Origin of the sequence: Pseudonocardia sp. HH130629-09 (assembly GCF_001294645.1) — a bacterium.
Classification (GTDB): domain Bacteria; phylum Actinomycetota; class Actinomycetes; order Mycobacteriales; family Pseudonocardiaceae; genus Pseudonocardia.
Genome location: NZ_CP011868.1, coordinates 5,405,509 through 5,429,691 on the forward strand (window position 1 = coordinate 5,405,509; position 24,183 = coordinate 5,429,691).

The 24,183-nt window shown below is 73.3% G+C and carries 22 protein-coding genes, 1 tRNA gene and 1 pseudogene; 12 read left to right on the top strand and 12 right to left on the bottom strand.

Translation table 11 applies throughout. The features are described 5' to 3' along the window. Positions 1-138 precede the first annotated feature (138 nt). Positions 139-567 (top strand): hypothetical protein, encoded by a 429-nt coding sequence (locus XF36_RS25170; RefSeq protein ID WP_060713881.1) that lies wholly within the window; start codon positions 139-141, stop codon positions 565-567. Positions 568-602: 35 nt separating this feature from the next. Beyond that, complete coding sequence (locus XF36_RS25175; protein WP_060713882.1) at positions 603-1,451, top strand: SDR family oxidoreductase; 849 nt, start codon at positions 603-605, stop codon at positions 1,449-1,451. Positions 1,452-1,866: 415 nt separating this feature from the next. Here XF36_RS25175 and XF36_RS25180 read toward each other — a convergent pair. Both XF36_RS25180 and XF36_RS25185 read right to left on the bottom strand, forming a co-directional pair. After that, positions 1,867-2,621 (bottom strand): annotated as a pseudogene (locus XF36_RS25180) (IS5 family transposase); the annotation flags it as partial. A gap of 53 nt (positions 2,622-2,674) precedes the next feature. Then, positions 2,675-3,526 (bottom strand): PIN domain-containing protein, encoded by an 852-nt coding sequence (locus XF36_RS25185; RefSeq protein WP_060713883.1) that lies wholly within the window; start codon positions 3,524-3,526, stop codon positions 2,675-2,677. Positions 3,527-3,731: 205 nt separating this feature from the next. On the opposite strand from XF36_RS25185, the gene XF36_RS25190 reads away from it, so the two are divergent. Then, a complete protein-coding gene (locus XF36_RS25190; RefSeq protein ID WP_422662585.1) occupies positions 3,732-4,943 on the top strand; it encodes an IS256 family transposase in 1,212 nt (403 codons plus the stop codon). Positions 4,944-5,251: 308 nt separating this feature from the next. Here XF36_RS25190 and XF36_RS25195 read toward each other — a convergent pair. Continuing rightward, a tRNA-Thr gene (locus XF36_RS25195) sits at positions 5,252-5,328 on the bottom strand. 171 nt (positions 5,329-5,499) lie between these two features. On the opposite strand from XF36_RS25195, the gene XF36_RS25200 reads away from it, so the two are divergent. Further along, on the top strand, positions 5,500-7,785 hold the full coding sequence (locus tag XF36_RS25200; RefSeq protein WP_145981504.1) for a M20/M25/M40 family metallo-hydrolase: 2,286 nt from the start codon (positions 5,500-5,502) through the stop codon (positions 7,783-7,785). On the opposite strand, the gene XF36_RS25205 is transcribed toward XF36_RS25200, so the two are convergent. The 5 genes from XF36_RS25205 to XF36_RS25225 form a co-directional block, all read right to left on the bottom strand. After that, entirely contained in the window at positions 7,775-8,281 is a 507-nt protein-coding gene (locus XF36_RS25205; protein WP_060713885.1) for a 2'-5' RNA ligase family protein, read from the bottom strand. The genes XF36_RS25200 and XF36_RS25205 overlap by 11 nt on opposite strands. After that, positions 8,274-9,425, bottom strand: coding sequence for a DNA polymerase III subunit delta' (locus XF36_RS25210; protein ID WP_060713886.1), 1,152 nt, complete (start codon positions 9,423-9,425; stop codon positions 8,274-8,276). The genes XF36_RS25205 and XF36_RS25210 overlap by 8 nt, the downstream gene beginning before the upstream one ends. Next, a complete protein-coding gene (locus tag XF36_RS25215) occupies positions 9,422-10,750 on the bottom strand; it encodes an MFS transporter (protein WP_082375645.1) in 1,329 nt (442 codons plus the stop codon). The genes XF36_RS25210 and XF36_RS25215 overlap by 4 nt, the downstream gene beginning before the upstream one ends. Positions 10,751-10,826: 76 nt before the next feature. After that, positions 10,827-11,453 (bottom strand): hypothetical protein, encoded by a 627-nt coding sequence (locus XF36_RS25220; protein ID WP_145981505.1) that lies wholly within the window; start codon positions 11,451-11,453, stop codon positions 10,827-10,829. Between the two features lie 95 nt (positions 11,454-11,548). Then, on the bottom strand, positions 11,549-13,942 hold the full coding sequence (locus tag XF36_RS25225; RefSeq protein WP_238589014.1) for a penicillin-binding protein: 2,394 nt from the start codon (positions 13,940-13,942) through the stop codon (positions 11,549-11,551). A 153-nt stretch (positions 13,943-14,095) separates the two neighbouring features. Here XF36_RS25225 and XF36_RS25230 point away from each other — a divergent pair, with 153 nt between their 5' ends. Continuing rightward, positions 14,096-14,458: a WhiB family transcriptional regulator gene (locus XF36_RS25230; RefSeq protein WP_082375646.1), complete on the top strand. Its 363-nt coding sequence runs from the start codon at positions 14,096-14,098 to the stop codon at positions 14,456-14,458. Between the two features lie 18 nt (positions 14,459-14,476). Then, positions 14,477-15,154 carry a class I SAM-dependent methyltransferase gene (locus XF36_RS25235; protein ID WP_060713889.1) on the top strand — a complete coding sequence of 226 codons (678 nt, stop codon included), beginning with the start codon at positions 14,477-14,479 and terminating at the stop codon, positions 15,152-15,154. A gap of 2 nt (positions 15,155-15,156) precedes the next feature. Here XF36_RS25235 and XF36_RS25240 read toward each other — a convergent pair whose 3' ends face one another. Next, a complete protein-coding gene (locus tag XF36_RS25240) occupies positions 15,157-15,600 on the bottom strand; it encodes a MarR family winged helix-turn-helix transcriptional regulator (protein ID WP_202968445.1) in 444 nt (147 codons plus the stop codon). 77 nt (positions 15,601-15,677) lie between these two features. Here XF36_RS25240 and XF36_RS25245 point away from each other — a divergent pair, with 77 nt between their 5' ends. Then, positions 15,678-15,956 (top strand): hypothetical protein, encoded by a 279-nt coding sequence (locus XF36_RS25245; RefSeq protein WP_060714971.1) that lies wholly within the window; start codon positions 15,678-15,680, stop codon positions 15,954-15,956. Between the two features lie 2 nt (positions 15,957-15,958). Here the strand turns inward: XF36_RS25245 and XF36_RS25250 are convergent, their stop codons facing one another. Beyond that, a complete protein-coding gene (locus XF36_RS25250; protein WP_020626605.1) occupies positions 15,959-17,122 on the bottom strand; it encodes an ArsA family ATPase in 1,164 nt (387 codons plus the stop codon). After that, entirely contained in the window at positions 17,119-18,171 is a 1,053-nt protein-coding gene (locus XF36_RS25255; protein ID WP_060714972.1) for an ArsA-related P-loop ATPase, read from the bottom strand. The genes XF36_RS25250 and XF36_RS25255 overlap by 4 nt, the downstream gene beginning before the upstream one ends. A 165-nt stretch (positions 18,172-18,336) precedes the next feature. On the opposite strand from XF36_RS25255, the gene XF36_RS31905 reads away from it, so the two are divergent. The 4 genes from XF36_RS31905 to XF36_RS25270 are packed head-to-tail and all read left to right on the top strand — an operon-like array spanning position 18,337 to position 22,411. Further along, on the top strand, positions 18,337-18,507 hold the full coding sequence (locus XF36_RS31905) for a DUF4177 domain-containing protein (protein WP_020626603.1): 171 nt from the start codon (positions 18,337-18,339) through the stop codon (positions 18,505-18,507). Then, positions 18,504-18,962 (top strand): RidA family protein, encoded by a 459-nt coding sequence (locus XF36_RS25260; RefSeq protein WP_020626602.1) that lies wholly within the window; start codon positions 18,504-18,506, stop codon positions 18,960-18,962. Before XF36_RS31905 ends, XF36_RS25260 begins: the two co-directional genes overlap by 4 nt. Positions 18,963-18,974: 12 nt before the next feature. Beyond that, positions 18,975-19,538 carry a hypothetical protein gene (locus XF36_RS25265; protein WP_060713891.1) on the top strand — a complete coding sequence of 188 codons (564 nt, stop codon included), beginning with the start codon at positions 18,975-18,977 and terminating at the stop codon, positions 19,536-19,538. Positions 19,539-19,561: 23 nt separating this feature from the next. Further along, positions 19,562-22,411: a hypothetical protein gene (locus XF36_RS25270; protein WP_060713892.1), complete on the top strand. Its 2,850-nt coding sequence runs from the start codon at positions 19,562-19,564 to the stop codon at positions 22,409-22,411. Between the two features lie 224 nt (positions 22,412-22,635). On the opposite strand, the gene XF36_RS25275 is transcribed toward XF36_RS25270, so the two are convergent. Beyond that, positions 22,636-23,529, bottom strand: coding sequence for a Gfo/Idh/MocA family protein (locus XF36_RS25275; protein WP_060714973.1), 894 nt, complete (start codon positions 23,527-23,529; stop codon positions 22,636-22,638). A 130-nt stretch (positions 23,530-23,659) separates the two neighbouring features. On the opposite strand from XF36_RS25275, the gene XF36_RS25280 reads away from it, so the two are divergent. Next, the gene (locus XF36_RS25280) at positions 23,660-24,127 is read left to right on the top strand and encodes a bleomycin resistance protein (protein ID WP_060713893.1); all 468 of its coding nucleotides are present in this window, start codon (positions 23,660-23,662) and stop codon (positions 24,125-24,127) included. The last annotated feature ends 56 nt before the right edge of the window (positions 24,128-24,183 follow it).

The following is a 24,183-nucleotide window of genomic DNA, read 5'->3' on the forward strand; positions in this document are numbered from 1 at the left end:
GCGCCGACCGGACTCCGTCCGGCCCTTGACCCTGAGCCTCCGAGCCCTTGTCAGGCGCTCCGCGCGGAGGCGGGGGAACGCACCCCGCCCCCACCACTCGGGGCCACCAGGCCCACGACCGTCGCGGAGGCCAGAATCATGCCCACCTACTCGCACATGTTCGAGACTCTTCGGAACTGGTTCGTCTGGAGCGGAGCCGACTGCGGCGCCCGGGTCGCCGAGGCCGACGGCCGCCACGCTGCCGCTGCCGAGTACCGCGCCGTCCGTGACCAGCGGACCGTGGACCCGCTCGACGTCCTGCGTACCACGGTCGAGTTAATCGAGTCACTGCACGCCGGCCGCTGGGCCGTCGTCACCGGGGCTCGGTTGCGCGGAGCCACCTGGGAGGAGATCGGCCACGCCCTCAACGAGCGCCCTGACGCCGTTCGCTGCGAGTACACAGCCATGGTCGACTGGGTCCCACCCACCGGCCGGGCTCCGTCGAACTCAGCCGGTATCGCGAGGCTGTCCGATGACAGAACTGGATTCGAGTTGCTCGAAATGGGCGAAGCTGACAGGAAGATGTGAGTCCTGCCTCCCCTGCGATCATTGGAGACGTCGCCATGTCTGAACGCTCCTCCACCGATACGAATGGTGTGCATGGTCGAGATCCGTACCCGTTGCGCGGCCGCACCGTGCTCGTCACTGGTGCCAGTCGACGGGGCGGGATCGGCTACGCGATTGCCGCCCTGGCGGCCTCCTACGGCGCGAGTACTGTCCTGCATCACTTTCAGCCTCATGACGACGCCCAGGAGTGGGGCGCCGACGATCTCGATGCCGTCGTCGAGTCGGTTCGACGACGCGCACTTGACAACGCGGTTGTCGCGGAGGTCGGTGTCGATCTCGCTGACCCCCGCGGGCCTGCGCGCCTGATGGACGATTCTGTCGAACTGGTCGGACACGTCGATGTCTTGATCTGCAACCATGCGCTTACCGGGGAGGACGGGACGCTGGGCGCCGTCACGGCCGAGCAGCTGGATGCCCACTGGGCGGTCGATGCACGCTCGTCGATCTTGCTCGCTCAAGCCTTCGTCCAACAGCACGACGGCCGGCCCGGGGGCTCGATCGTGTTCCTGACGTCCGGTCAGGAACTTGGTCCGCTGCCGGGGGAGGTCGCTTACGCGGCGGCCAAGTCGGCGATGGCCGGGCTCACCACGACGATCGCGGATGAGCTTGCCGACCTCGGTATACGCGTGAACACCGTGAACCCCGGTCCGGTCGACACGGGATACCTGACCCATGACATGTGGCGGCTTGTCGCGCCGATGTTCCCCTTCGGCCGTTACGGACGTCCTGACGACCCTGCCCGATTGATCGTCTGGCTCGCCACCGACGAAGCCGCCTGGATCACCGGACAGACGATCAACACCGAGGGAGGGTTCGGGCGTTGGCGTCCCCGTAGTCCCTCCTGATCTCACCTTCGGCAAAACGCGCCTCAGGCTGACCACAACCATGACCGCAACCCACTGGAGAGCGGCGAGACACCACCGGACGACCACGGACGCTTGACCAGGCAGATCGCGTTCACAACCTGACATCCCGGTGGCCTTGAAAGCGGGCGTCCGAAAGGACCGGGGGTTCGAATCCCCCCGCTTCCGCCAGGTCTGACCAGGCAGAATGCCTCCGCCGCGAGGGCCCGGGTTCCGGGAGCCTCGCGGCGGTTGCAGTTCGGCGCTCAGAGCGTGTTTGAGAAGATCATGTCGCAGGGGTGAGTACATACCTCTGCTGGCGTCGGGCGGGTTCGCCGCGGGCGATGCGTCGGGTGATGGTGTTGACCGCGGCCCAGCGGATCATGGCCTCTGCGGTGGTGGGGTGGCGTTCGTAGTCGCGGGCCAGGCGTCGGTGTGCGGTGAGCCAGGCCAGGGTCCGCTCGACCACCCACCGCCGCGGGAGGACGGCGAATCCGCGCTGCTCAGGCGGCTTGCGGACGACCTCGACCGTCGTCTGCAGGATCGTAGTCGCCCAGTCGCCCAGTCGAGCAGGCGTCCGGCGAACCCGGCGTCGGCGTAGACGAACCGCACCCGGGTGCGCAGGTAGAGGTCGAGCAGGATCGGTTTGGCGCCGTCGCGGTCCTGCACCGACGCCGAGCACACCATGGTGGTGAGCAGCAGGCCGAGGGTGTCGGTCACGATGAACCGCTTCCGACCGTTGACCTTCTTCCCGGCGTCATAGCCGCGGGTGTCCTGTCCGACGGTGTCGGCGCCTTTGACGGACTGGGAGTCGATGATCCCCGCGCTGGGCTCGGGGTCGCGGCCTTCCTCGGCACGCAGCTGGCCACGTACGACCGGGAGGATCTGCTCGGTGGCCTTCTGCTGTTCCCACCGGTTGAAGTACCAGTAGACCGTCTGCCACGGCGGGAAGTCCGCTGGCAGGGCCCTCCAGGAGCAGCCCGCGCGTACGACGTAGAGGATCGCGTCGACCACGTCGCGGCGCGGGTGCTTCTCCGGTCTGCCGCCGGCCCCCACGGCGGGAAGCAGCGGTTCGATCAGCGCCCACTGGGCGTCGCTGGTGTCCGAGGGATACCGCCGCTTACGCCGAGCCACTCCTCCACGATGGACCACGTCGAGGTCCGCACCACGCAGACACGCCGACCCTTCTCAAACACACTCTCAGCCCGCCGGACCGGCAAGCCAGATCAGATGTCACCTATCGCTGCAGCAGACACCCCCCACTCGAAGTCGCTGTCGCAGAGCCGCAAGTCTGGCCGTCGCTCGCGGACCCGGGCCTGGGCGTCTTTCGAGACCTTGTACTGCTCTGGTGTTTCGTCGCTCTCGCCCTGCTCGTAGCGGTAGGTGTGGAGAACGGAACGCTCATACCAGACCCGGTCGAAGAACTCCTGCTCCGCTTCGAGTATCGCGTCCAGGGTCCGCGGATTCTCCTGGAAGTCGGACACGTCGAGGATCTCCCTGAACTCATCCGGGTCGTAGTGGTCGACCATCGCCGCCTGCAGCCCGCACACGCCGAGGTAGTACCGCGACGACTCGCCGTCGAACAAAGCTTCGATGTCGGGGTGTGGGAGCCGCTGGTCGCCATTCTCCACCGAGAAGTCGAGATGGTTCGACGTGACGAAGCAGTAGGTTCCGTCCTCGCTTTCACCGCCAGCCGTGGCGTACAGCTCGACCAGCAAAGCGTCGGCGACGCTGTTCTTGTGGCGATGGAAGGGCGCCTGCTTAGCAAGACCCCTCTCGACCACACCCAGCCGCTCGGCGTCGCTCGGTTCGAGGACCCACCCGGCCCTCAGCAGCTCGAGGATGTCCCGGAAGTTCCGCATCGCCATCGCGCCGATCAGGGGCATCTCATACGCAAGCGCGTTGATCGCCTCGAACCCTGGACGGTGCCACTCGGCCGTCAGCGTCTCTAGATCCTTCTGGAGCAGCCTGAACCGGTCAGCCACACTCGTCGTCATCGACTGCTCGATGCGCTCGCGATTGCGCTCGAACTCGTCGATCACGAGAGACGGAACCAGCAGCTCGACATCCCCGTCCATGATGACCTGACCCAGGGAGCCTTTTTCAACCTGCCGTTCCGGCAGCTCGGGACTGTTTCAAGATCGGTGTTTTCGGCCCGACACGCCGGGCTGAGGTCCGGCGAGATGGGCACGGACAGTGATGACATCGGACCTTGTGGATCCAAGCGAGGGTGACCCGAAGCCTGCTCGGCAGGCGTCGGCGGAGCGGGCCGCTGCGGCGGCGATGGTGGCCGAGGCGAAGGCGCGCGGGCTGGCGTTGACCGGCCCGGACGGCCTGTTGAAGCTCTTTACCAAGAATGTTCTGGAAACGGCGCTGAACGAGGAGATGACCGAGCACCTCGGGCACGACAAGAACCGGGCCGACCCCGGCCGGGAATCCACCAACGTGCGGAACGGGTCCCGCTCGAAGACGGTTCTCTCGGATGCCGCGGGTGACGTGGAGATCGACGTTCCGAGAGACAGGGCCAGCACTTTCGAGCCGCAGATCGTGAAGAAGCGTCAGCGGCGCCTCACAGATGTCGACGAGGTCGTACTGTCGCTGTATGCGAAAGGGATGACGACCGGGGAGGTTTCCGCACATTTCGCTGACATCTATGGGGCGTCAGTATCGAAGGAGACGGTCTCGCGGATCACCGACAAGGTCGTCGCCGAGATGAATGACTGGGTTGGTCGGCCGTTGGATTCGGTGTACGCCGCGGTGTTCATCGACGCTGTCCACGTCAAGGTCCGGGACGGGCAGGTCGCCAACCGGCCGGTCTACGCAGCCATCGGCGTCACCGTGGACGGCTGCAAGGACGTGCTGGGGCTGTGGATGGGCGTCGGCAGTGAGGGCGCGAAGTTCTGGATGAGCGTGCTGGTCGACCTGAAGAACCGCGGCGTGCGTGACGTGCTGTTCCTGGTCTGCGACGGCCTCAAAGGACTCCCGGAGGTCGTGGCCAACGTGTGGCCGCAAACCATTGTCCAAACCTGCGTCGTGCACCTGATCCGAAACACTTTCCGGCTGGTGGGTCGACAGGACTGGGACGCGGTGAAGCGCGACATCAAACCAATCTATGCCGCGCCCAACCCGAATGCAGCACTTATCGCTATGGATGAGCTCGACGAGAAATGGGGCCGTAAGTACGCGGCGATGATCCGGCTATGGCGCAACGCGTGGGAAGAGTTCGTGCCGTTCTTGGACTACGACGTCGAGATTCGAAGGGTGATCTGCTCTACGAATGCGATCGAATCGCTTAACGCCCGCTACCGGCGCGCGGTGCGGGCGCGTGGTCATTTCCCCACTGAGCAGGCTACGATGAAATGCTTGTATCTTGTGACTCGCAGCCTGGACCCGACCGGGACGGGCCGCACGAGGTGGACGATGCGTTGGAAGCCCGTGATCAACGCGTTCGCCATCACGTTCGGTGACCGCTGGCCGGGAGCCGAGACCTACTGAGCAACGACGCCGAAACACCGATCACGAGACAGGCCCGGCAGCTCAGGGGCCTGGTTGTGTGGGTGCAGACGCCGAGCTAGCGAGCCGGTGACCTGTGCAGCTGTGGTCAGAGCAGTTGCGCTGCAACCTTCGCGATCTCCTGACGCAGAAGCTCGCTGGTCAGGTTGAAAAAGGCTCAGTGTGTCGGACGGCCTTTCGCACACGCGCGTGAGGCGCACTCCCGGGTACACACCAGTCACACACTGCTGTGGAACACGACCGCTAGAGCAAAAGAAGATCCCCCGGCAGCGTTGCTACCAGGGGATTCGTGGAGCCGCCTTGGGGAGTCGAACCCCAGACCTACGCATTACGAGTGCGTCGCTCTAACCGACTGAGCTAAGGCGGCGTGGTGCCCCACTAGTATAGCGACGCCACCACACGTCGCGTGCACCCCCCACCGCTCGATCCGGTCGCGCACCCGACCGCCCCGGCTCCGGATCGTGCCCACCGCGCTCGCGCCCCGAGATCAGCCGGAAGTCGGACGCCCGTTGCGCCGTCCGGAGGCAGGATCACCTCCGTGACAGTGCGGCTGCTGGCGGTCCTGGTCCTGCTCCTGGTGAGCGCGGCGACGTGGCTGGACGGGCGCGCCCCGGACCCGGTCCCGGCCGACGCCGACCCGGCCGTGTTCAGCGCGGACCGGGCGATGCGCACGGTGGACGAGCTGGTCGACGGCCCGCGCCCGGGCGGCAGCCCGGCCGCCGTGGCCGCCCGGGACGCGATCGCCGCCCGGCTGACCGCGGCCGGGCTGACCACGCGGCTGCACTCCTCGACCGGCGCCGGCGGGGCCGACGGACGGCTCACCGCGGCACCGGTGGACAACGTCGTCGCCACCCTGCCCGGCACCGACCCGACCGGGGCGGTCGTGCTGTCCGCGCACTACGACTCGGTCGCGAGCGGTCCGGGCGCCGCGGACGACATGGCTTCGGTGGCGGCGATCCTGGAAGCGGTGCGCGCACTTCGGGAGGGCCCGCCGCTGCGCAACGACCTCGTCGTGCTGGTCACCGACGCCGAGGAGGTCGGCCTGCTCGGGATGCAGGCATGGGTGCGCGACGAGCTCGTCCCCGCCGCACGCCCGACGGTCACCCTGAACTTCGAGGCCCGCGGGGTGTCCGGGCCGTCGTTGATGTTCCGGACCTCCCCGGGCAACGCCGGGCTGGCCCGAGTCTTCGCCGACGCCGTCCCACACCCGACGGGCGATTCGTCGCTGGTCGAGGCGTTCCGGCTGCTGCCCAACGACACCGATCTCACCCGGGTCGTCGACGCCGGCCGGCCCGGTGTGGACTTCGCGTTCGTCGAGCAGCCGGTGCAGTACCACACGGCGGGCGACGCCCCGGAGAACCTGAGCGCGGCGAGCGTGCAGGACCACGGTGAGGCCGCGCTGGGGCTGGCCCGCGCCCTCGGGAACCAGGACATCGCCCCGCTCGACCCTGCGGTGTCCGGCGTCGCACCGCAGGACGACGCGACCTACTTCCGGTTCGCCGGGACGACCGTCGTCCACCCATCGTGGCTGGTGTGGCCGGTCGCGGCGCTCGGCACGGTCGCGGTCGTCGCCGCGATGGTGGTCGCCCGCCGACGCGGTGCGACGACGGTCCCGCGCGTCCTGGGTGCGGCGGTGCTGCTGCTCCTCGCGGTCGTCGCCGCGGCGTACGCGTCGGTGGGGCTGTGGCGGGCGCTCGTCGCGGTGCACCCGGCGTGGGTGGACACCGGGCCGTACCTGCACCGCCCGGTCCCGGTGCAGGCGGCCGCGGTGGCGCTGGCCGTCGCGGTGACGGCGCTGTGGTGGCTCGCGGTGCGCCGGTGGGCGGGCGCCGCAGGCGCGGCCGCGGCAGGAGTGCTGGTGCTCGCGGTGCTCGGCCTGGTCACCGCGGGCACGGTGCCGGGGGCGTCGTACCTGTTCGCGTGGCCCGCGGCCGCCGCCGGCGCCGGGCTGGCCGCGGCCCTCGCGCTGCGGGGGCGCCCGGTCGTCGCGACGGCGGCCGCCACGCTGGGCGCGGTCCCGGCGGCGGTGCTGCTGGTGCCGCTGGGATGGGACCTGTTCGTGCTGTCCGGAGTGTCCGACGGCGTCCCGGCCGCGGCGCTCGTGCTCACCGCCGCGGCTCTCACCGTCGTCCTCGTCCCGGGAGGAATGCGGCGCGCGACGGTCGGAGCTCCGCCCGGTCGTGTGTGGCCGGTGCCCGTCGCGGCGGTGCTGACCGCGGTCGTCCTCGCCGGGGTGGGAGCGGCGGTGAACGGCGCGTCGGCGGATCGGCCACAGTCCTCGCACCTGTCGTTCCTGCAGGACGGCGAGGGTGCCCGCTGGGTCAGCAACCAGACCGCCCCCGCGGCCTGGACCGCCCGCTACCTGGACACCCCTGCACGGGAGGTGCCGGCCTGGCCGGGCCCGGACGAGGTACGCACCGGGCCGGCGCAGCCGTTGTCCGTGCCGGGCCCGCGGGTGGAGGTCCTGAGCCGCACTGCGGACCGGGCGGTGCTGCGCGTGACGAGCCCGCGCGGGGCCCCGGGGATCACGCTCCGACCGGATAGGACCGTCACCGCGGCCACCGTCACCCCCGCCGGGCGGCCGGCGGTCTCGGCCACGCCGGCGGACGGGCTGACCGAGATCCGGCTGCACGCGGTGCCGGCCGCGGGTGCCGTCGTCGAGCTCGTGACCGGACCGGGGCCGCTGGGGGTGGCCGTCGCGGACCTCTCGCCGGGGCTGGCCGGGGTGCCGGGCTTCGTGCCGCGGCCGCCGGAGCTGCGCGGGGCGCCGGACCGGACCGGCGACCAGGTCGTGCTGGCGACGCGGGTGGAGCTCAGCGGGTGAACGGGAACCGCGGGCCCGTCTCCCAGGGTCCGCCGTCGTAGCGCCAGAGCGCGAGCCCGGGGACGGCTGCGGTCCACGGCTCGAAGCCGGCGGCCAGGTCGTCGTGCAGCGCCCGGGCGGCGGCCGGGGCCACCTTGTTCTGCACGGTCACGTGCAGGTCGACCCTGCCGGCGTCCTGCGGGGTCAGCCGGTCGCGCCACCGGTCGGCGACACCCCGGCGCAGGGCGGACAGCTCGGGGCCGTCGAGGACGAAGGCGACCCCGCGGCCGAGCAGCCGCAGTCCGGTGACGCGCGCGGTCACCGGGGCTCGGTCGGTCGCGGCGCTCAGGTCGGCGACGAGCTCGGCCGCGGCATCGCCGGGCAAGGCGTGGAACAGGGTCAGGTGCGCGGCGAGGTGGTTGCGCCCGGCCGGGAAGTGCCGTGCCCGCAGGTCGTCGAGCCGGGTCTGCGTGGGCTCGTCGAGCAGGGCGGTGAGGATCAGCGGGCGGTCATCCACGGTGCAGCGCCGTCATCATGGCCTCGACGGCGATCCGCGGCTTCACGTTCTGCTCCAGCGCGTCGCGGCAGGCGAGCACGGCCTCGAGCCGGCGCAGCGACGACTCCGGGCCCCACTCGGCGGCGGCCACCCGGATCTCGCGGTCGCGGTCGGGGTTCGTCAGCGCCACCGTCGCGCCGGTCGCGGCGACGATCGCGTCCCGGTAGAAGCCGGCGAGGTCGACCAGTGCCCGGTCGAGCGCGTCACGCTGGGTACGGGTGGCGCGGCTCTTCTGCCTCTTCTCCAGGTCACGCTCGGCCGCCTTCGCCGACCGGGCCGCCGCCGCCGCGCCCTTGCCCGTGCCGCCGGCACCCATCGCGACGGCCAGCTCCTCGCGCTCGGTCCCGTCGCGGGTGGACCGCAGCTCCTCGGCCTCGGCCTCGGCGGCACGGATCAGCACGTCGGCATGGAAGAACGCGTCGCCGAGCCGGCGCAGCTTCGTCGGCACGCCGAGGATCTCCTCGCGGCGGGCGCGGGCCAGCGGGTCGCGGGCGAGCCGCCGCGCGCGACCGACGTGACCGCCGCACACCGACGCCGCCCAGCGGGCCTGGTCCGGGTCGATGCCGTCACGGTCGCGCAGGACCCCGGCGACGGCCTCGGCCGAGGGGCTGCGCAGGTGCACCATCCGGCAGCGCGACCGGATCGTGACGGGCACGTCGTCGGGGTGGTCCGACGGCGCGCAGAGGAGGAACACCGTCTCCGGTGCCGGTTCCTCCACCGCCTTGAGCAGCGCGTTCGAGGCGCCCTCGGTGAGCCGGTCGGCGTCGGCGATGATCACGACCTGCCAGGTGCCGGTGGCGGGTCTGCGTGCCGCGAGCTGGACCAGCGAGCGCATCTCGGCGACCGAGATGGACAGTCCCTGGGGGACGATCTCGCGGACGTCGGAGTGGGTGCCCGCCATGACGGTCCGGCAGGCCGCGCACTCCCCGCAGCCGTGGTGGGGGCACTGCAGGGCGGCGGCGAAGGCGCGGGCGGCGTTGGACCGGCCCGAGCCGGGCGGACCGGTGAACAGCCAGGCGTGGGTCATCGCCGTCGGGTCCGACGCCGCACCGTCCAGCTCGGCGACGGCGGCCGGCTGGCCCACCACGTCGTCCCACACGCTCACGACGACATCTCCTCCGCCATCTGACGTCGCGCGAGGGCGCCCACCACCACCGCCAGGACGCCCCCTCCGGCGAGGACGAACCGCGTGCCGTCGACCAGCAGCGTGGTGTCGCCGACGGTCACCGTCCGCGTCGCCACGACGCCGACCACGACCGGCACCACCGACATCGCCCCCAGCAGCACCAGCCGGACCACGGACTGGACGAACGCGTTGACCCGGCCGCGGACCCCGTCGGCGACCTCGGTGCCGATGATCGTGAGACCGGTGAGGAACGCGACGCCGGCGAACGCACCCACGCACAGCACCGCGGCGATAGCCATGAACAGGTGCACCGCCACAGCCACCACGACGAGCGACAAACCCGCCCCGACGATCGCGCTGCCGAACAGCCTCCGGTGCGGAACCCGGCGGGCCAGCGCCGGACCGACGCCCATGCCCGCGGCGAGCCCGGCGAACACCGACGCGAACAGGACCGAGTAGGCCGCGTCGCCGCCGCCGAGGCTCGACGCGTAAAGCTTCGCCGTCGCGATGACGGCCCCACCCGCGGTGAACGCGCCGATGATTTCGACCACCAGCCCGCGCACCAGCGGAGTGCGGACGACGAAGCGGTAGCCGTCGCGCAGCAGGAACAGCATCGACGGCGGGGCGGCCCGGCGCTCGGACTCGGTGGCTCGGCCGGAGATCTCCGGGATCGCGAAGTACACGGCCAGCGCCGACGCCAGGAACGCGAACGCGTTGAGGGACAACGCCGCGTAGACCGTGGCCGCCTGGTCCGCACCGAACAGCGGGCCGACCTTGCTGACGAGCGCGAACAGTCCCGCCCCCCCGACGACGGCCACCCCGTAGGTCACCAGCAGACCCAGCTGAGCCGCACTCTCCATCTGGGCCGGGCTGCGCAGCAGGTTCGGGACCGCCGCGTCCTTGGCCGGGATCCAGAACATCGTGCACAGCTCGAGGAGCAGCGTGACCACCAGCAGCCACCACAGCTGCCCGACGAACGGGATCGACAGCAGCAACACGAACTTCGCGAGGTCGCAGGTCACCATCACCTTGCGCCGGTCGAAGCGGTCCGCGAGCACCCCGGCGAGCGGGCCGAACAGCAGCGACGGGACCAGCTTGGTCGCGACGACGCCTCCGAGGGCGAGACTCTGCGCGGTGAACCCGGCGCCCGCGGTGAGGTGGGTGGCCAGCGAGGTGAGCGCCAGCAGCGCCAGCCACTCGCCGGTCGCGGTGACCGCGGTGACCGACCAGAGCCTGCGGAAGGCGGGGATCGCGAGGACCGACGTCAGGCGGTGCGACGACGTCGACGACGACGGGGTCGTGATCGCGGCTCACCTCCTCACCCGGTGCGGCGTGCGGATCTTCAGGCTAGACGGGGCCACCGACGGCGACCGCGGGACCTCAGACGATCGTCGACAGTGTCTGGACCAGGATCACCAGGTAGATCAGCACGAAGACGATCGTGAACACCCGCGCTCCGACCCGGCCGCGGGTGAGCCGGGAGAAGCCGAGCAGGCCCTCGTCGAGGTCGACCGGGGGCCGGGCGGACACCGCGGGCGGCCGGTAGACCGTCCCGACGGGTTCCTCGCCGCCGGAACGAGGTCGGCGAGGGGCGGGCAGCCGGGGCACCGGGCCGGTCGGGGACCGCCGGGGCACGGGCGGGACCGGCGACGACGGGGCGGGCGTCACCGGGCGGCGGGGCCCGGGGACCGAGTCGTCCGCGTCCTCGTCCGGGGTGGGGATGGCGGCGGGGCCCGGCCTGCGGCGCCGGACCGCGGTCAGGGTCCGCCGGGTGGGGCCGTCGATGTCGGGCCCGCCCGCAGCGGGCTGCTCATCGCCCGAGGACGGGTCGGGGTCCGGCCGGTCCGCGGGCGCGGCCTGCGCCGCCCCGGCGGGGCCCGCGGGGTGGGCACCTTGCTCCCGGGCCCGCCGGTCCGCCTCGCGCTCGGCGACCAGCCGCGCCACGCCCCAACGCCCGTCGTCGGCGGGGGCCGGCGCGGGGCGGCTGTTCCTCCACCGCACGGCCATGACGGCATGCTAGGCCGCGACCAGCGGTGACGCCTGCTTCCGACGGGGTATGGCGCGCGGTGCCGCCCGGCCGGGTGACCCGCCCGGGCGGAGCGTCACCCGCCGTCGGGCGGGCGGTTCCCCTCGTCCGGCCGGCCCGGCGGCGGGCCGGAGTCCGGCGCGGGCGCCGGGGCCGGGCTGCCCGGGGGCGGCGGCGGAGCGGGCACCGACCCGCTGCTGACCTGCAGGGTCACCTGCTCACCCGGGAGCGCGGCGCCGCGAGGCTCCTGTCCGACGACCGTCCCCTCGGGAGCGTTGTTGTCGACGGTGCGGGTGGTGACCTGCCATCCGGCGCCCTCCAGCTCACCGCGGGCGTCGCTCACCGACCGGCCGACGACGTCCGGGATGCGCGACTCGGCGCCGCCGTCGAGGTAGCGCGGGTCGGTCGGCGGCAACGGCGTCGGCGGCGTGTTCGCCACCAGCGGGGTGACCGCGCCGTACCAGGTCCGGGCGGGGGTCCTGCCGCCGAAGATGTCGCCGTCGCCGCACGCGAAGGGCGCGCCGCCGCCGTCGCAGAGGGGCCGGGGCCGGTTGGAGTTGTCGAAGGTGATGACCGCGCCGGCCATCTCCGGGATCGCGCCCACGAAGGCGGCCGACTTGTGCTGCTGGGTCGTCCCGGTCTTGCCGGCCATCGGACGGGTCCATCCGGCGGCCCGCGCCGCGGCGGCCGAGGTGCCGGAGATGTCGTCCTGGCTCATGCCGGTGACCAGGGTGTTCGCCAGACCCGGGTCGACGGCCTGCTGGCAGGGCTCCTCGGTGATCGGGACCGGCTCGCCCTCGGCGTCGGTGATCGAGTCGATCGGCGTCGGCGGACACCACATCCCCTCGGAGAACAGGGTGGCGCCGACGTTCGCCAGCTCCAGCACCGAGGTCGGGGTGACACCGAGGGTGAATGACGCCAGCCGCTGGTCCTTGATCACCTCGGCGATCGACCGATCGGTCCGCTCGCCGGTGCCCGGGTCGACGAACGGCGTCGTGGCCAGGGACTTCATGCCGAGACGGACGGCCATGTCGACCACGTCCGGCACCCCGGTGAACTCCTCCAGCTTGATGAACGCGGTGTTCGGCGACTGCGCGAGCGCGTCGGTCATGCTCATCCGCGCCGGCAGGCCCTCGCTCGCGTTCCCGACCGGGATCGGGCGACCGCTGCCGTCGACGTAGATCGGAGAGGCGTAGCCCGAGGGCGGCACCTGCATCGAGTAGTTGATGCCGAGGCCCTTCTCCAGCGCGGTGGCCGCGGTGAAGATCTTGTAGGTCGACCCGGCGCCGAGGTTGACCGGCTGGTACGGCAGGCCGTAGCTGGTCTCCTCGGCGTCGGCGTCCAGGCCGAACGTGCGGCTCGACCCCATCGCGAGCACGCGGTGCGCGTCCTTGCCGGGCTCGACCAGCGACATCACGTTCGCGACGTTGGGGGTGTCCGATGCGACCTCGTTGTCGAGGGAGCGCTTGACCTCCTCCATCGCACGGCGGTCCAGGGTCGTGCGGATGGTGTAGCCGCCGCGCTGGATCTGTTCCTCGGTGAACCCGGCCTCGGTCAGGTACTGCACCACGTACTTGCAGAAGAAGCCCATGTCGCCGGCGCCGTTGCAGCCGTTGGGCACCCGGACCAGCGGGTTCGCGACGCCGATCGGCGCCGCCATCGCCTGCCGGGCCTGGGTGTCGTCGATCATCTGCTGCTGGCGCATCTGGTCGATCACGACGTTCCGCCGCTGCAGCGCGGTCTCCGGGTTCTGCACCGGGTCGAACTGCGTGGTCGAGCGGACCATCCCGGCGAGCATCGCGGCCTGCGGGACGGTCAGCTTGTCCGGCGTGGTGTTGAAGTAGGTGCGCGCGCCCGCGGCGACGCCGTAGGACCCGTTGCCCAGGAAGACGATGTTGAGGTAACGGTTGAGGATCTCGTCCTTGGACAGCTGGCGCTCCAGCTGCAGGGCGATCCGCGCCTCCTTGAGCTTCCGGGCCGGGGTCTGCTCGGTGGCCTTGAGCCGCTCGGCCTCGCTGGTCGCATCGACGTAGAGCATGTAGTTCTTGACGTACTGCTGGGTGATCGTCGAGGCACCCTGCACGACGTCCCCGGACGCCGAGTTGGCGACGACCGCGCGCAGCGTGCCCTGCCAGTCGACGCCGTCGTGCTCGTAGAACCGGCGGTCCTCGATGGCCAGCATCGCGCCCTTCATCGCGGTCGAGATCTGGTCGTTCGTGACCTCGGTGCGGTTCTGGTCGAACAGGTAGGCGATCGGGCGGCCGTCGGAGTCGGTGAGCGTCGTCGTCAGCGGCGGGCGGGTGCCGACCAGGTCCGCCGAGCTCGACGTGACGCTGTCACCCGCCTCGTTGGACAGCATGCCGAGGCCGCCGACCAGCGGGAAGGCCATGCCCGCCGTGATCACACCGAGCAGGACGCACAGGCCGGCGAGGACGCCGAGCGGGCGGAGCAGACGCCGGGGGAACCTCACGGGACCAGCCTACGGGCCACGGCGTCAGGAACCGGTCAGGCCGACCCCCCGGGTTGCGTAGTTTTGCGCGCTGTCCCGGACACCCTCCGCGGTCGAGGATCGACGCATCACGTCGCGGGCCACCGGGCCCGCACCGGCCCGAGAGGCGACCCGATGCTCGACACCCTGCGTCCCGTCACCGGCAGGCCCCGCCTGCGTCCCGCCGTCGTCGTCCGCGCCTGCACCGCGGTCTGGAACTGGCGGTCGGCCGCACGCTGCCGTACCGAGGACGCCGAGAACCTGTTCGTCACCGGCGCCGACCAGCGCGAGGCACGCGAGTTCTGCCTGTCCTGCCCGGTCCGCACCGAGTGCCTCGCGCACGCACTGGACCACCAGGTCGAGTTCGGCGTGTGGGGCGGGATGACCGAGCGGGAGCGCCGGGCGCTCCTGCGCCGGCGCCCGGACGTGCGCGACTGGGCCGCGCTGCTCGGACGCGCGCGCTCCGACCACTACGCCGGACGCAGCAGGAGCGCCTGAACCGATAGCGTCAGCGGCGTGCTGGAGTTCCTGGCCGGTCTCTACCGGACGCATGCCGACGATCTCGCCGCGGTGATCGACCAGCAGCGGGCGCTCCTCGCCGGCGGCGCGATCACTCCGCAGCTCGACGACGTCGAGGCCGAGCTGACCTACCTGCTGCTGCGCCACCACCGGCCGTCGCAGGTGGTGGAGGTCGGCACCTACTACGGCTGGTCCACCACCTGGATCCTGTCCGCGCTGCGCGACAACGGGGCGGGTCACCTGCAGTCGTTCGACCTGGTCGACCACGTGTGCGGCACCGTGCCCGAGGAGCTGTCTGCCGGGCGCTGGACGTTCCACCGCGGGGACCTGCGCGAGACCGTCGAGAAGGTCCCGGCCGGCACCGGCTACCTGTTCGTCGACGCCGACCACGGACGCCGCTTCGCCCGCTGGTACCTGGAGCACCTGTTCGGGCGGATCGCGACGGGCACGCCGACCAGCGTGCACGACGTGTTCCACCTGCCCCGGGCACGGCCGTTCACCGAGGGGGCCGAGGTGCTGCGGCACCTGAGGCGCAGCGGCACCGGCTGGTTCACACCGTCGCGGGCCGCGGCACCGCGGAACCTGCGTGCGCTCGACGCCGTCCGGGCCGAGCTGGGGATCACCGGGGCACGCGGGACCTCGCGCAACCCGATGATCTTCTTCTCGATGCCCTGAGCTCAGCGGGCAGGATCGCGCAGCCCCTCGACGACGCCCTCCAGCACGGTCGCGAACCGGTCGGCCTCGGTCCGGTCCAGCCCGGACAGCAGGCGTTCCAGACGCGCGTCGAGCCGTCCACGGGTGCGGTCGACCGCGGCCCGGCCCGCGTCGGTGAGTGCGACGGCGACCGCCCGACGGTCGGTCCCGTGCGGACGGCGGAGCAGCAGGCCGTGCGCCTCGAGGGTGCTGACGTGCCGGCTGGCGACACTGCGCTCCAGCCCGACGGCGGCGGCCAGCTCGGTGGTGCTGACCCCGTCGCCGAGCCGGGCCAGCCCGGACAGCACCGGGTAGGTCGTCGCGTCGAGACCGTCGATGCCGCCGGTCAGTGCCGCGTGCAAACCGGTGCGGGTGTCACGCAGCAGGAGCCGGCCGAGGGCGTCCGCACAGCGTCGTTCGGGGGTCACACCGCCCCACGATACGTGCATCTTGCACGCTCTCCACCACCCGGCGTACCGTCCGAATGCGTGCACAGTACACGCTCATGCAGGGAGTGGTCTTGACCGGAGCGGTGGATCCCGAGGACGTCCTGCCGGACGGGGTCGAGTACGCGGAACTGGCCGGGACGCCGGTGCGCAAGGGGACGGTCGCCGCGTTCGTCGCGACGGCGCGGTCCCTGGAGGCACTGCCCGCGGGCGACCCGGCCGAGGCCGGTCTGGCCGCGCACCTGCGTGACCTGCTGCCGGGCCTGCGCGCGGTCGGGGTGCTGGAGGTGTTCGCGCCCCGCTCGGCCCGGCTGCGGGCGGCGCTCGGCGTGTCCTGAGCTCAGCCCGCCGACGCCGCGGCGCCGGACTCGGTCTCGCCGGCCAGCAGCGCGCCGACCCGACGCAGCCCGTCGAGGTCGGCGATGTCACCGGCCAGCGCGGGCACCCGCGTCACCGCCACACCGGGGTGCGCGGCGGAGAACCGGGTGAGCAGGTGCTCCTCCCGTTCGTGCAGGTCGACGCGGTCGGCGTGCAGCCGCAGCACCGCGGCCGCGATCTGCGACCCCGGTCCGCCGACCTGCTCGGCCGCGGCCCGCGCGCGGGCCGCGGAGACCGGCGCGAGCACCGGGTGGGTGCGGTTCAGCACGAGCCCGGCCAGCGGCATGTCCTCCGACGACAGCCGCTCGGTGAAGTACGCCGCCTCGCGCAACGCGTCCGGCTCCGGTGCGGCGACGACGAGGAACGCCGTGCCCTCCGAGCGCAGCAACGCGTAGGTCTTGTCGGCCCGCTCGGCGAAGCCGCCGAACAGGGTGTCGAAGGCCTGCACGAACGCCGACGCGTCCTGCAGCATCTGTCCGCCGATGATCGAGCCGACGGCCTTGGCGAACAGCCCGAACCCGGCCTCGACGATCCGGCGCAGCCCGCGGCCGCCCGCCCGGGCGGGCGCGGCGAGCAGCTTGATCATGCGGCCGTCGAGGAAGCGGGACATGCGCTGCGGGGCGTCGAGGAAGTCCAGCGCCGAGCGCGAGGGCGGCGTGTCGACGACGACGAGGTCCCACGTCCCGGCGCCGGCGAGCTGACCCAGCTTCTCCATCGCCATGTACTCCTGCGTCCCGGAGAACGAGGAGGAGACCGTCTGGTAGAAGGGGTTCTCGATGATCTTCTGGGCCCGCTCGGGCGGGGCGTGCGACTCCACCATCTCGTCGAAGGTGCGGCGCATGTCCAGCATCATCGCGGCGAGCTCGCCGTCGACCGCCTTCACCGGGGCGGGGTCGTTCGACAGCTCGTCCACCCCGAGCGCCTGGGCCAGGCGCCGCGCCGGGTCGATGGTGAGCACGACGACCTGACGGCCGCGCTCGGCGGCGCGCACCGCGAGCGCCGCGGAGGTGGTCGTCTTCCCGACACCCCCGGAGCCGCAGCACACGATGACCCGGGTGGCCGGGTCGTCGATCAGGGCGTCGACGTCCAGCACCCCGTCCGGCGCCGGGTCGGTCCTGCTGGTCATCGGCGGGCCTCCAGGTGCACTCCCTGCGCGGTCATCGACTCGGCGAGCTCGTAGAGCGAGCCGAGGTCCACACCGCCGAGCAGCGCGGGCAGGGTGATCCGCGGCAGCGGTGGGGTCGGCTCGGTCTCCAGCCGGCGCAGCGCGGCGGTCTCTCCCTCCACGGCGACGGCGTGCTCCACGGTCTCGGCGACCAGGCCGTCGATCTCGGCGGGGGCCAGCTCGATCCCGGCGCTCTGCAGGCCGTTGCGGATCCGGGTCGCGTCGACCCGGCCGCCCGCGGCGGCGGTGACCGAGCGGTCGGGCAGCCACTGCTCGCGCATCCGGTTCACCACGACCGAGCCCAGTGGGATCCCGGCGGCGTCGAGCTCGGCGACGGCGTCGAGCGTCTCGGTGACCGGCAGGTCCGACAGCAGTGTGACCAGGTGCACCGCGGTGAGCGGGGAGTGGATCAGCGCCTCGACGCCCTTGGCCTGCCCGTGGATCGGCCCGACCTTGGCCAGGTCCGCCATCGCCCTGGTGACGTCGAGGAACGACACGAGACGACCGGTGGGCGGCGCGTCGAGGACCACCGCGTCGTAGGTGGGGAGGCCGTCGGACTCCGTGCGGGTGACGCACTCCTTGGCCTTGCCGGTGAGCAGCACGTCACGCAGGCCGGGGGCGAGCGTGGTCGCGAACTCGATCGCGCCCATCCGGCGCAGGGTCCGCCCGGCCACGCCCAGCCGGTAGAACATCTCGAAGTACTCCAGCAGCGCGGCCTCGGCGTCGACGGCCAGCGCCCGCACCTCGCCCCCGCCGGGCGCGACGGCGATCCGCCGCTCCTCGTACGGCAGCGGCGCGGTGTCGAAGACCTGGGCGATGCCCTGGCGACCCTCGACCTCGACGAGCAGCACCCGCTTCCCGCCGCCGGCCAGGGCCAGCGCGAGGGCGGCGGCCACGGTGGTCTTGCCGGTTCCGCCCTTGCCGGACACCACGTGGAACCGCACGCGGGAGAGCGCATCGGGCCACGGCTCGGGGCGGGTTCCGGGCTCGGGCCGGACGGTCGTGCTCACGGCGACCAGCGTACGAGCGCCCACCGACAGCGGCCCGTCGGCGAGGTGCGTCCCACAACGGACGGGCGCGTCCCACGCTCCGGCGGTGGGCGTCCGTCGCAGCGGGACGGCCATCCGTCGCGCCACGGCGGTTCGGTGTCGGGTGCCCGGGTTACAGTCCCGCTCATGAGCTCCCCGGTCGTGAAGTGGGAATACCTGACCGCCCCCCTGCTGATCCACAACACCAAGGCGATCCTGGACAACTTCGGCCGCGACGGCTGGGAACTGGTCACGGTGACCAGCGGCGCGAACGCCGAGCAGCTGGTGGCGTTCTTCAAGCGGCCGGTGCAGCAGTGAGCGCGCTCGCCCGGCTGACGGAGCTGGGGTTGACCCTGCCCGCCGTGGCCACACCGGCCGGTGCCTACATCCCGGCCCGGCGCAGCGGGAACCTGGTGTTCACCGCGGGCCAGGTCCCGTTCGTGGACGGGAAGGTCGCCGCGACCGGCAAGGTCGGCGGCACCGTCACCCCCGAGCAGGCCTACGACCTGGCCCGGATCTGCACGCTGAACGCGCTCGCCGCGATCGACGGGCTGGTCGGCCTCGACAGCGTCACCGGCGTGGTGAAGGTCGTCGGGTTCGTCGCGTCGGACCCGTCGTTCACCGGTCAGCCCGGCGTGATCAACGGTGCGTCGGACCTGCTCGGTGAGGTGTTCGGCGAGGCCGGGGCGCACGCCCGGTCGGCCGTCGGCGTCGCGGTGCTGCCGCTGGACGTACCGGTCGAGGTGGAACTGACCGTGGAGATCGAGGACTGAGGTCGGGTCGACATGGGTGTGTCCGCCGGGGTCCCGGCCGGTCACGAGCTGCTGCTGCGGCTCGCCGGCCGGGTTCCCGACGAGCTGCTCTGGCGGCTGCGCGACTGGCTGGCCGCCGGGGACACCACGGCACTCGGCGCGGTCCTGCCACGCACACTGCTGCGGCACCGGATCGGGCTGACCGGGCACGAGCGCACCCTGCTGGCCGAGATCGTCGGGCCGGACGCGCCGTCGCGGCGCCTGGTCGACGCGGTGCTGCCCGGCACACCCCCCGCCCCGCCCACGTTCACGGCGGGCGAGCCGGACCTGGCCGCGTGGTCGGCCCTGTCGGTCGTGCGCGACGAGGCGTCCGCGCTGCTGCTGGCCGTGCGCGACGACGGAGCCCGCGTGCTGCTCGTGCGTGACGCGCAGCGGCCGCACCTGCTCGCCGCCGCGGTCGCGCGGCTGCTGCGCGTCCACGGTGACCGTGTCCCGCGCGTCGAGGCCGTCACCGGCGACGCCCCGACCGAGTACCACGAGGCCGCGTGCACCGCGGCGGCGTCGTTGTGGAGCCGCGAGCCGGTCCCCACCGGCTGACGCGGGACCGCGAAGGAGGCCCCATGTCCGACCCCACGTACCGCCTGCTGCGGGAACTGGCCGGCCGGGTGGACGACGACCTGCTCGCCACCGGACGCGAGCTCGTCGCCGTCGGTGAGGAGGGGCACGCGCTGGAGCTGCTGGTCGCCGAGCTCGTCGCAGGACGGGTGGCGCTGCCGCACGCAGTGCGCTCCGAGCTGGTCACCGAGGCTGCCGCCCGCCGGGTGCAGCCCGACGCCGACGACTGCCTGCCGCCCGCCGCGGACGTCGCCGCGGGTCCGCACCGGTTCGACGGCGACGGCCCGCCCGGTGCCGCGGAGGCGGTGGCCGCCGCACTCGCCGGCGTCCCGGTCCCGGAGTCGGGCTGGACGCTGGTCTGGCGCACGACGCCTGCCGGTGCCGCCCCCGGCCCGCTGCCGCAGCCGGTGCTGCTGGCCCGCACCGGACCGCACGACGCACCCGAGGTCCTGACCTACCAGGCGCAGGCGGCGCTGGCCCGGGCCGGGCTGGTCGTGTCGGTCGAGGTCGGCGACGACAGCCCCGATCCCGACTACCACCGCGCCGCCCGGGAGGTCGCGCGGCCGCTCCCCGCCGCTGCACCGCTCCCCGCCGCGCCACTACCCGCGGCACCACTTTCCGCCGCACCGCCGCTCCCCGCGGCCGCCTCCTCTGCGCCGTCCCACGACACTCCGTCCCACGACACTCCGTCCCACGACGCTCCGTCCCACGACGCTCCGTCCCACGACGCTCCGTCCCGTGACGCCCCGTCCCTTGACGCCCCGTCCCTTGACGATGTGTCGGCGGAGGGCGCCCTGCCCACCGGCGACCGGCCCGCCCCACCCACCTCGGCCCACTCGTCCGACCGGGCTCCCGACGACCGGCCGTCCCACCGGGCCGGGCTCGTGTCCGCGGCGGTCCCCCCGGACCCGCGGCCCGACCGGGACGCGCCCTCCACCGACCCGGACCCCGGGCCCGACGCACTCGGCGGCCTGGAGAGCGACGCGGCGCCGGCGTTCGATGCCGTACCGGCCCGGGACCGCGCCGACGGCCCCCCCGTCCGCCCCGCCGCCGATGCGGAGGTCCCCGACCCGGGACCATCGCCCGCACCGATCCCCGACGACCGCCCCGCGCCCCGCACCGACGGCCCCTCCGCGGAGGCTCCGGGACCGGCGGACCGACCCGGCCACGTCGATACGTTGTCGACGGGCGGGACCACCACCTCGCGGGGAACGAGCGGGCCCGGCGACCGGCCGGGCCGGACCTCCGACACTGCCACCTCCCGCACCGGCGCGGCCCCGGCCACTCCTGCGGCCGGCTCGGCGACGAGCCCGTCCGACGCGACCGGTCCGGGCCCGGACACCGGCACCTCGGCCGGCACCTCACACGGTCCGGAGACGGCAACCGCCGACCCGGCCATTCACGGCCCGGAGGCGGGCACCGCCGATCCGACCGGCACGACAGTGCGCCCTGCGACCCGCGGCCCGCGGGCCGGCACCCCCGACAGCCCCGATCCGGGTCCGGCCGGGTCGCGCGGCCCCGCGGCCCGACCGGTCGCGGTACCCGCCGAGGGCGAGGACACCGCGCATCCGGCACCGCGGCCGTCGCCGCCGATCCGGGCGTTGCGGGAGGCCACCGGGGGCGACTGGTTCGACTCACCCCCGGAGGCCGGCAGCCCGAACCCGACGCCGGCGAGCGGCGTCGCCGAGGTCGCCGACGTCCCCCGGCACCGGTTCGTCGCCGAATCCGCCGGTCCCGGCAACGGCCACTCCCCGGACCAGAACGGGGCGCACCCCGCGACCGCGGACCGCGGGCCCGTGGCGGAGCCGCCGGAGCGTCCGGTCGCGCCTGACACCTCGCCGTCCGGCCGGCCACCGCGCCCCTCCAACGGACCGCCGACACCACCGGTCACCCCGGCACGTCCCGGGCCCTCGGCGTCTCCGACAGCTCCGGAGCCCCCGATCACGCCCAAGTCCCCGACCACGCCCAAGTCCCCGACCACGCCTGAGTCCCCGACCACGCCCGTTCCGCCGGTCGCCGCCGCGGATCCGTCCCCGGTCGGCCGCCGGTCGACCCGCCGTGACCTCCACGTACCGCCCCGCGGGCCGGCCGGGCGGGCACCCGCGGGCGACGGGCCCGCTCCGGTCGTCGTGCGTCCGCCCGTCGGAGCACCCGCGGCGCCGGGCCCCGACGAGGCGTCCTGGCTCGCGGACTGGGCCTCGGGCGCCTGGGTCGGGGAGATCGGGCCGCCGGAGCCCCCGGCGCGGACCGATCGGACCGACCGGACCGATGTCGACCGGACCGTTCCGGGCACGCCGCACGTCGTCCCCGCCGTGAACGGCACCGCGCCGGCCTCGCGGGAGACCCCGGCGGACGCGGACCACCCGGCCCACGCCGTCCCCGCCCCGCACGCACGCGCCGGGCTCCCCGACGCCGGCCCGGCCCCGGACGAGGCAGGGACCGACCCCGTCGACGAGGCACCCACCCCACCCCCGGGCGTCCCGATCCGGCGCGCCTCGGCTCCCCCGGCGCCGGCCGACCGGGACCGCCGCCCCCGCCACCTCCTGCTCACCGACGACGAGCCGAAGGAGCCGGACGAGCCCGTCGCGGACACCACCGAACCGGCCGACGTCGTGGCGCCCGCACCGGCGACGGACCAGCCCGCGCCGAGCCCGCCGGAGGAGCCCGCGACGGGGCCCGCGGAGGCACCTGCCCCGAGGCCGCGACCGCGCCCCCGTCCCGCCGCGGGCCTGGCCGACCGGCTCACCCCCACCGAACAGGACCTGCTGCAGCGTCTGCACGAGGAGCTCGCGGCCCGCGAGAACGGCGGCGAACCGACCCCCCGCAACGGCACCGCCCGCACGGACCGGGGCTGATCCGGCCGAGTTCCGGGGGACCGTCCTCCGCGAATTCGCTTACCCGGTAAGCGAAATTCGCGGAACAGCGCCCCCCGGGCGAGAGCCGGAACTCGGCCAGGCGGGGCGGGAACTCAGCCAGGCGGGAGCGGAACTCGGCCGAGCGGGAGCCGGAGCGCAGCAGCCAGGCGGGAGCAGGACTCCGCCGGGCCGGAGCAGCAGCTCAGCCGGGCCGCAGCGGGAACTCAGCCGACCGCGCGCACGATCCGGTCGATCACTCGCTGCAGGTGCAGCGCCCGGGCCGCGTCCACCGGGAGGTCCGCACCCGAGCCGATCGCGTCCGCGAGGTCGTCGAGCAGCGCACCGAAGCAGGCGACCGCGTCGGCCTGGCGTCGGTCGAGCACGTACCGGCCGCGGCCGTCCGCCCCGAGCCCGCCCACCAGCGCCACCTCGAACTCCGTCGGGTCCACCGGGACCCGCAGCGACAGCACGACCGAGCTGCGGGCACCGCCGTCGTGGACGAGGCCGATCCGCCACAGGTCGGGCTCGTCGCGGTGGGCGTGATCGACATCGACGACCGGGCCCAGCGCCGCGTCCAGCAGGTCCACGACGTGCGGGCCGACGTCGAGCAGCGCCCCGTGTTCGGCCCGCCACGACGACGCCGCGAACGGCCCGCCCAGCAGAGCCCCGGACAGCCAGCGCGCGGTCGCGGTGGTCCCCGGTCCGCCGGCACCCGCGGGGACCGCGTCGAGCCACGCCCGGATGGCCGGATCGAACCGCAGCGTCAGCATCGTCGCCGACCGGACACCGGAGGCCGCGACCGCGGCGGCGGCCCGCTCCGCGGCGGGCAGGTCCGCGGCCAGCGGCTTCTCCAGCACGACGTGCTTCCCGGCGTTCACCACCCGCTCCAGCAGCTCGGCCTGCACCGCGGGCGGGACGGCGAACGCGACGGCGTCGCACGCGTCGATCAGGTCGTCGACGGAGGCGTGGACCGGACCGCCGGAGACGGCGACGACCTCGGCGGCCGCCGCCGGGCGTCGCGCCCACACCCCGCCCGCCGACCAGCGCGGATGGGCCGCGATGGCGGGCCCGTGCACCTTGCGCGCCCACGGTCCGGCTCCGAGCAGTCCGATTCGCATCCGGGAATTCTCACCGCCGACGGCACCGATCACGACCTGGGGTCGGCGGCCGTGAGCGATGATCCCGGGGGCGCGGCGGCCGCGGAGGGAGTGGACCCGGATCCCGCTCGGCCGTGGAAGACTCGGCCACATGGGCACAGCGACCTCGGGGAGCGGCGGCACCGACCGGATCATCCCTGTTCTGACGGTCTCGGACATCGACGATGCCGCCGGGTTCTACGCGCGGCTCGCCTTCGACGTGGTGGACCGGTACGACGGCTACCTCATCCTCGGGAAGGGCGACCTGGAGCTCCACCTGTCCGAGTGGGACGGCCACGATCCGACACGGAACGCAGGGACGACCTACCTTCGGGTGCCCGACGCGCAAACCGTCTACGACGACCTCCGTGAGCAGCTCGAACGCGACGGATGTCTCTACCCGGTACCGGCCTCCGGCCTCACCCCCGAGCTCACTGCCGGGCTCCGGGCGCGGGTGGAAGCCGGTGTCCCGACCGTCCGTCTCCACGAGATCGAGGACAAGCCCTGGGGGCTCAGGGAGTTCGCCGTCATCGACCCGAGCGGAAACGCCATCCACGTCGGCCATCCCGTGGTCGGCTGAGCCTCCGGGGACCGCCTGCGGCCTGGATCAGGGCACTCGGGAACGCGGTGGGTACC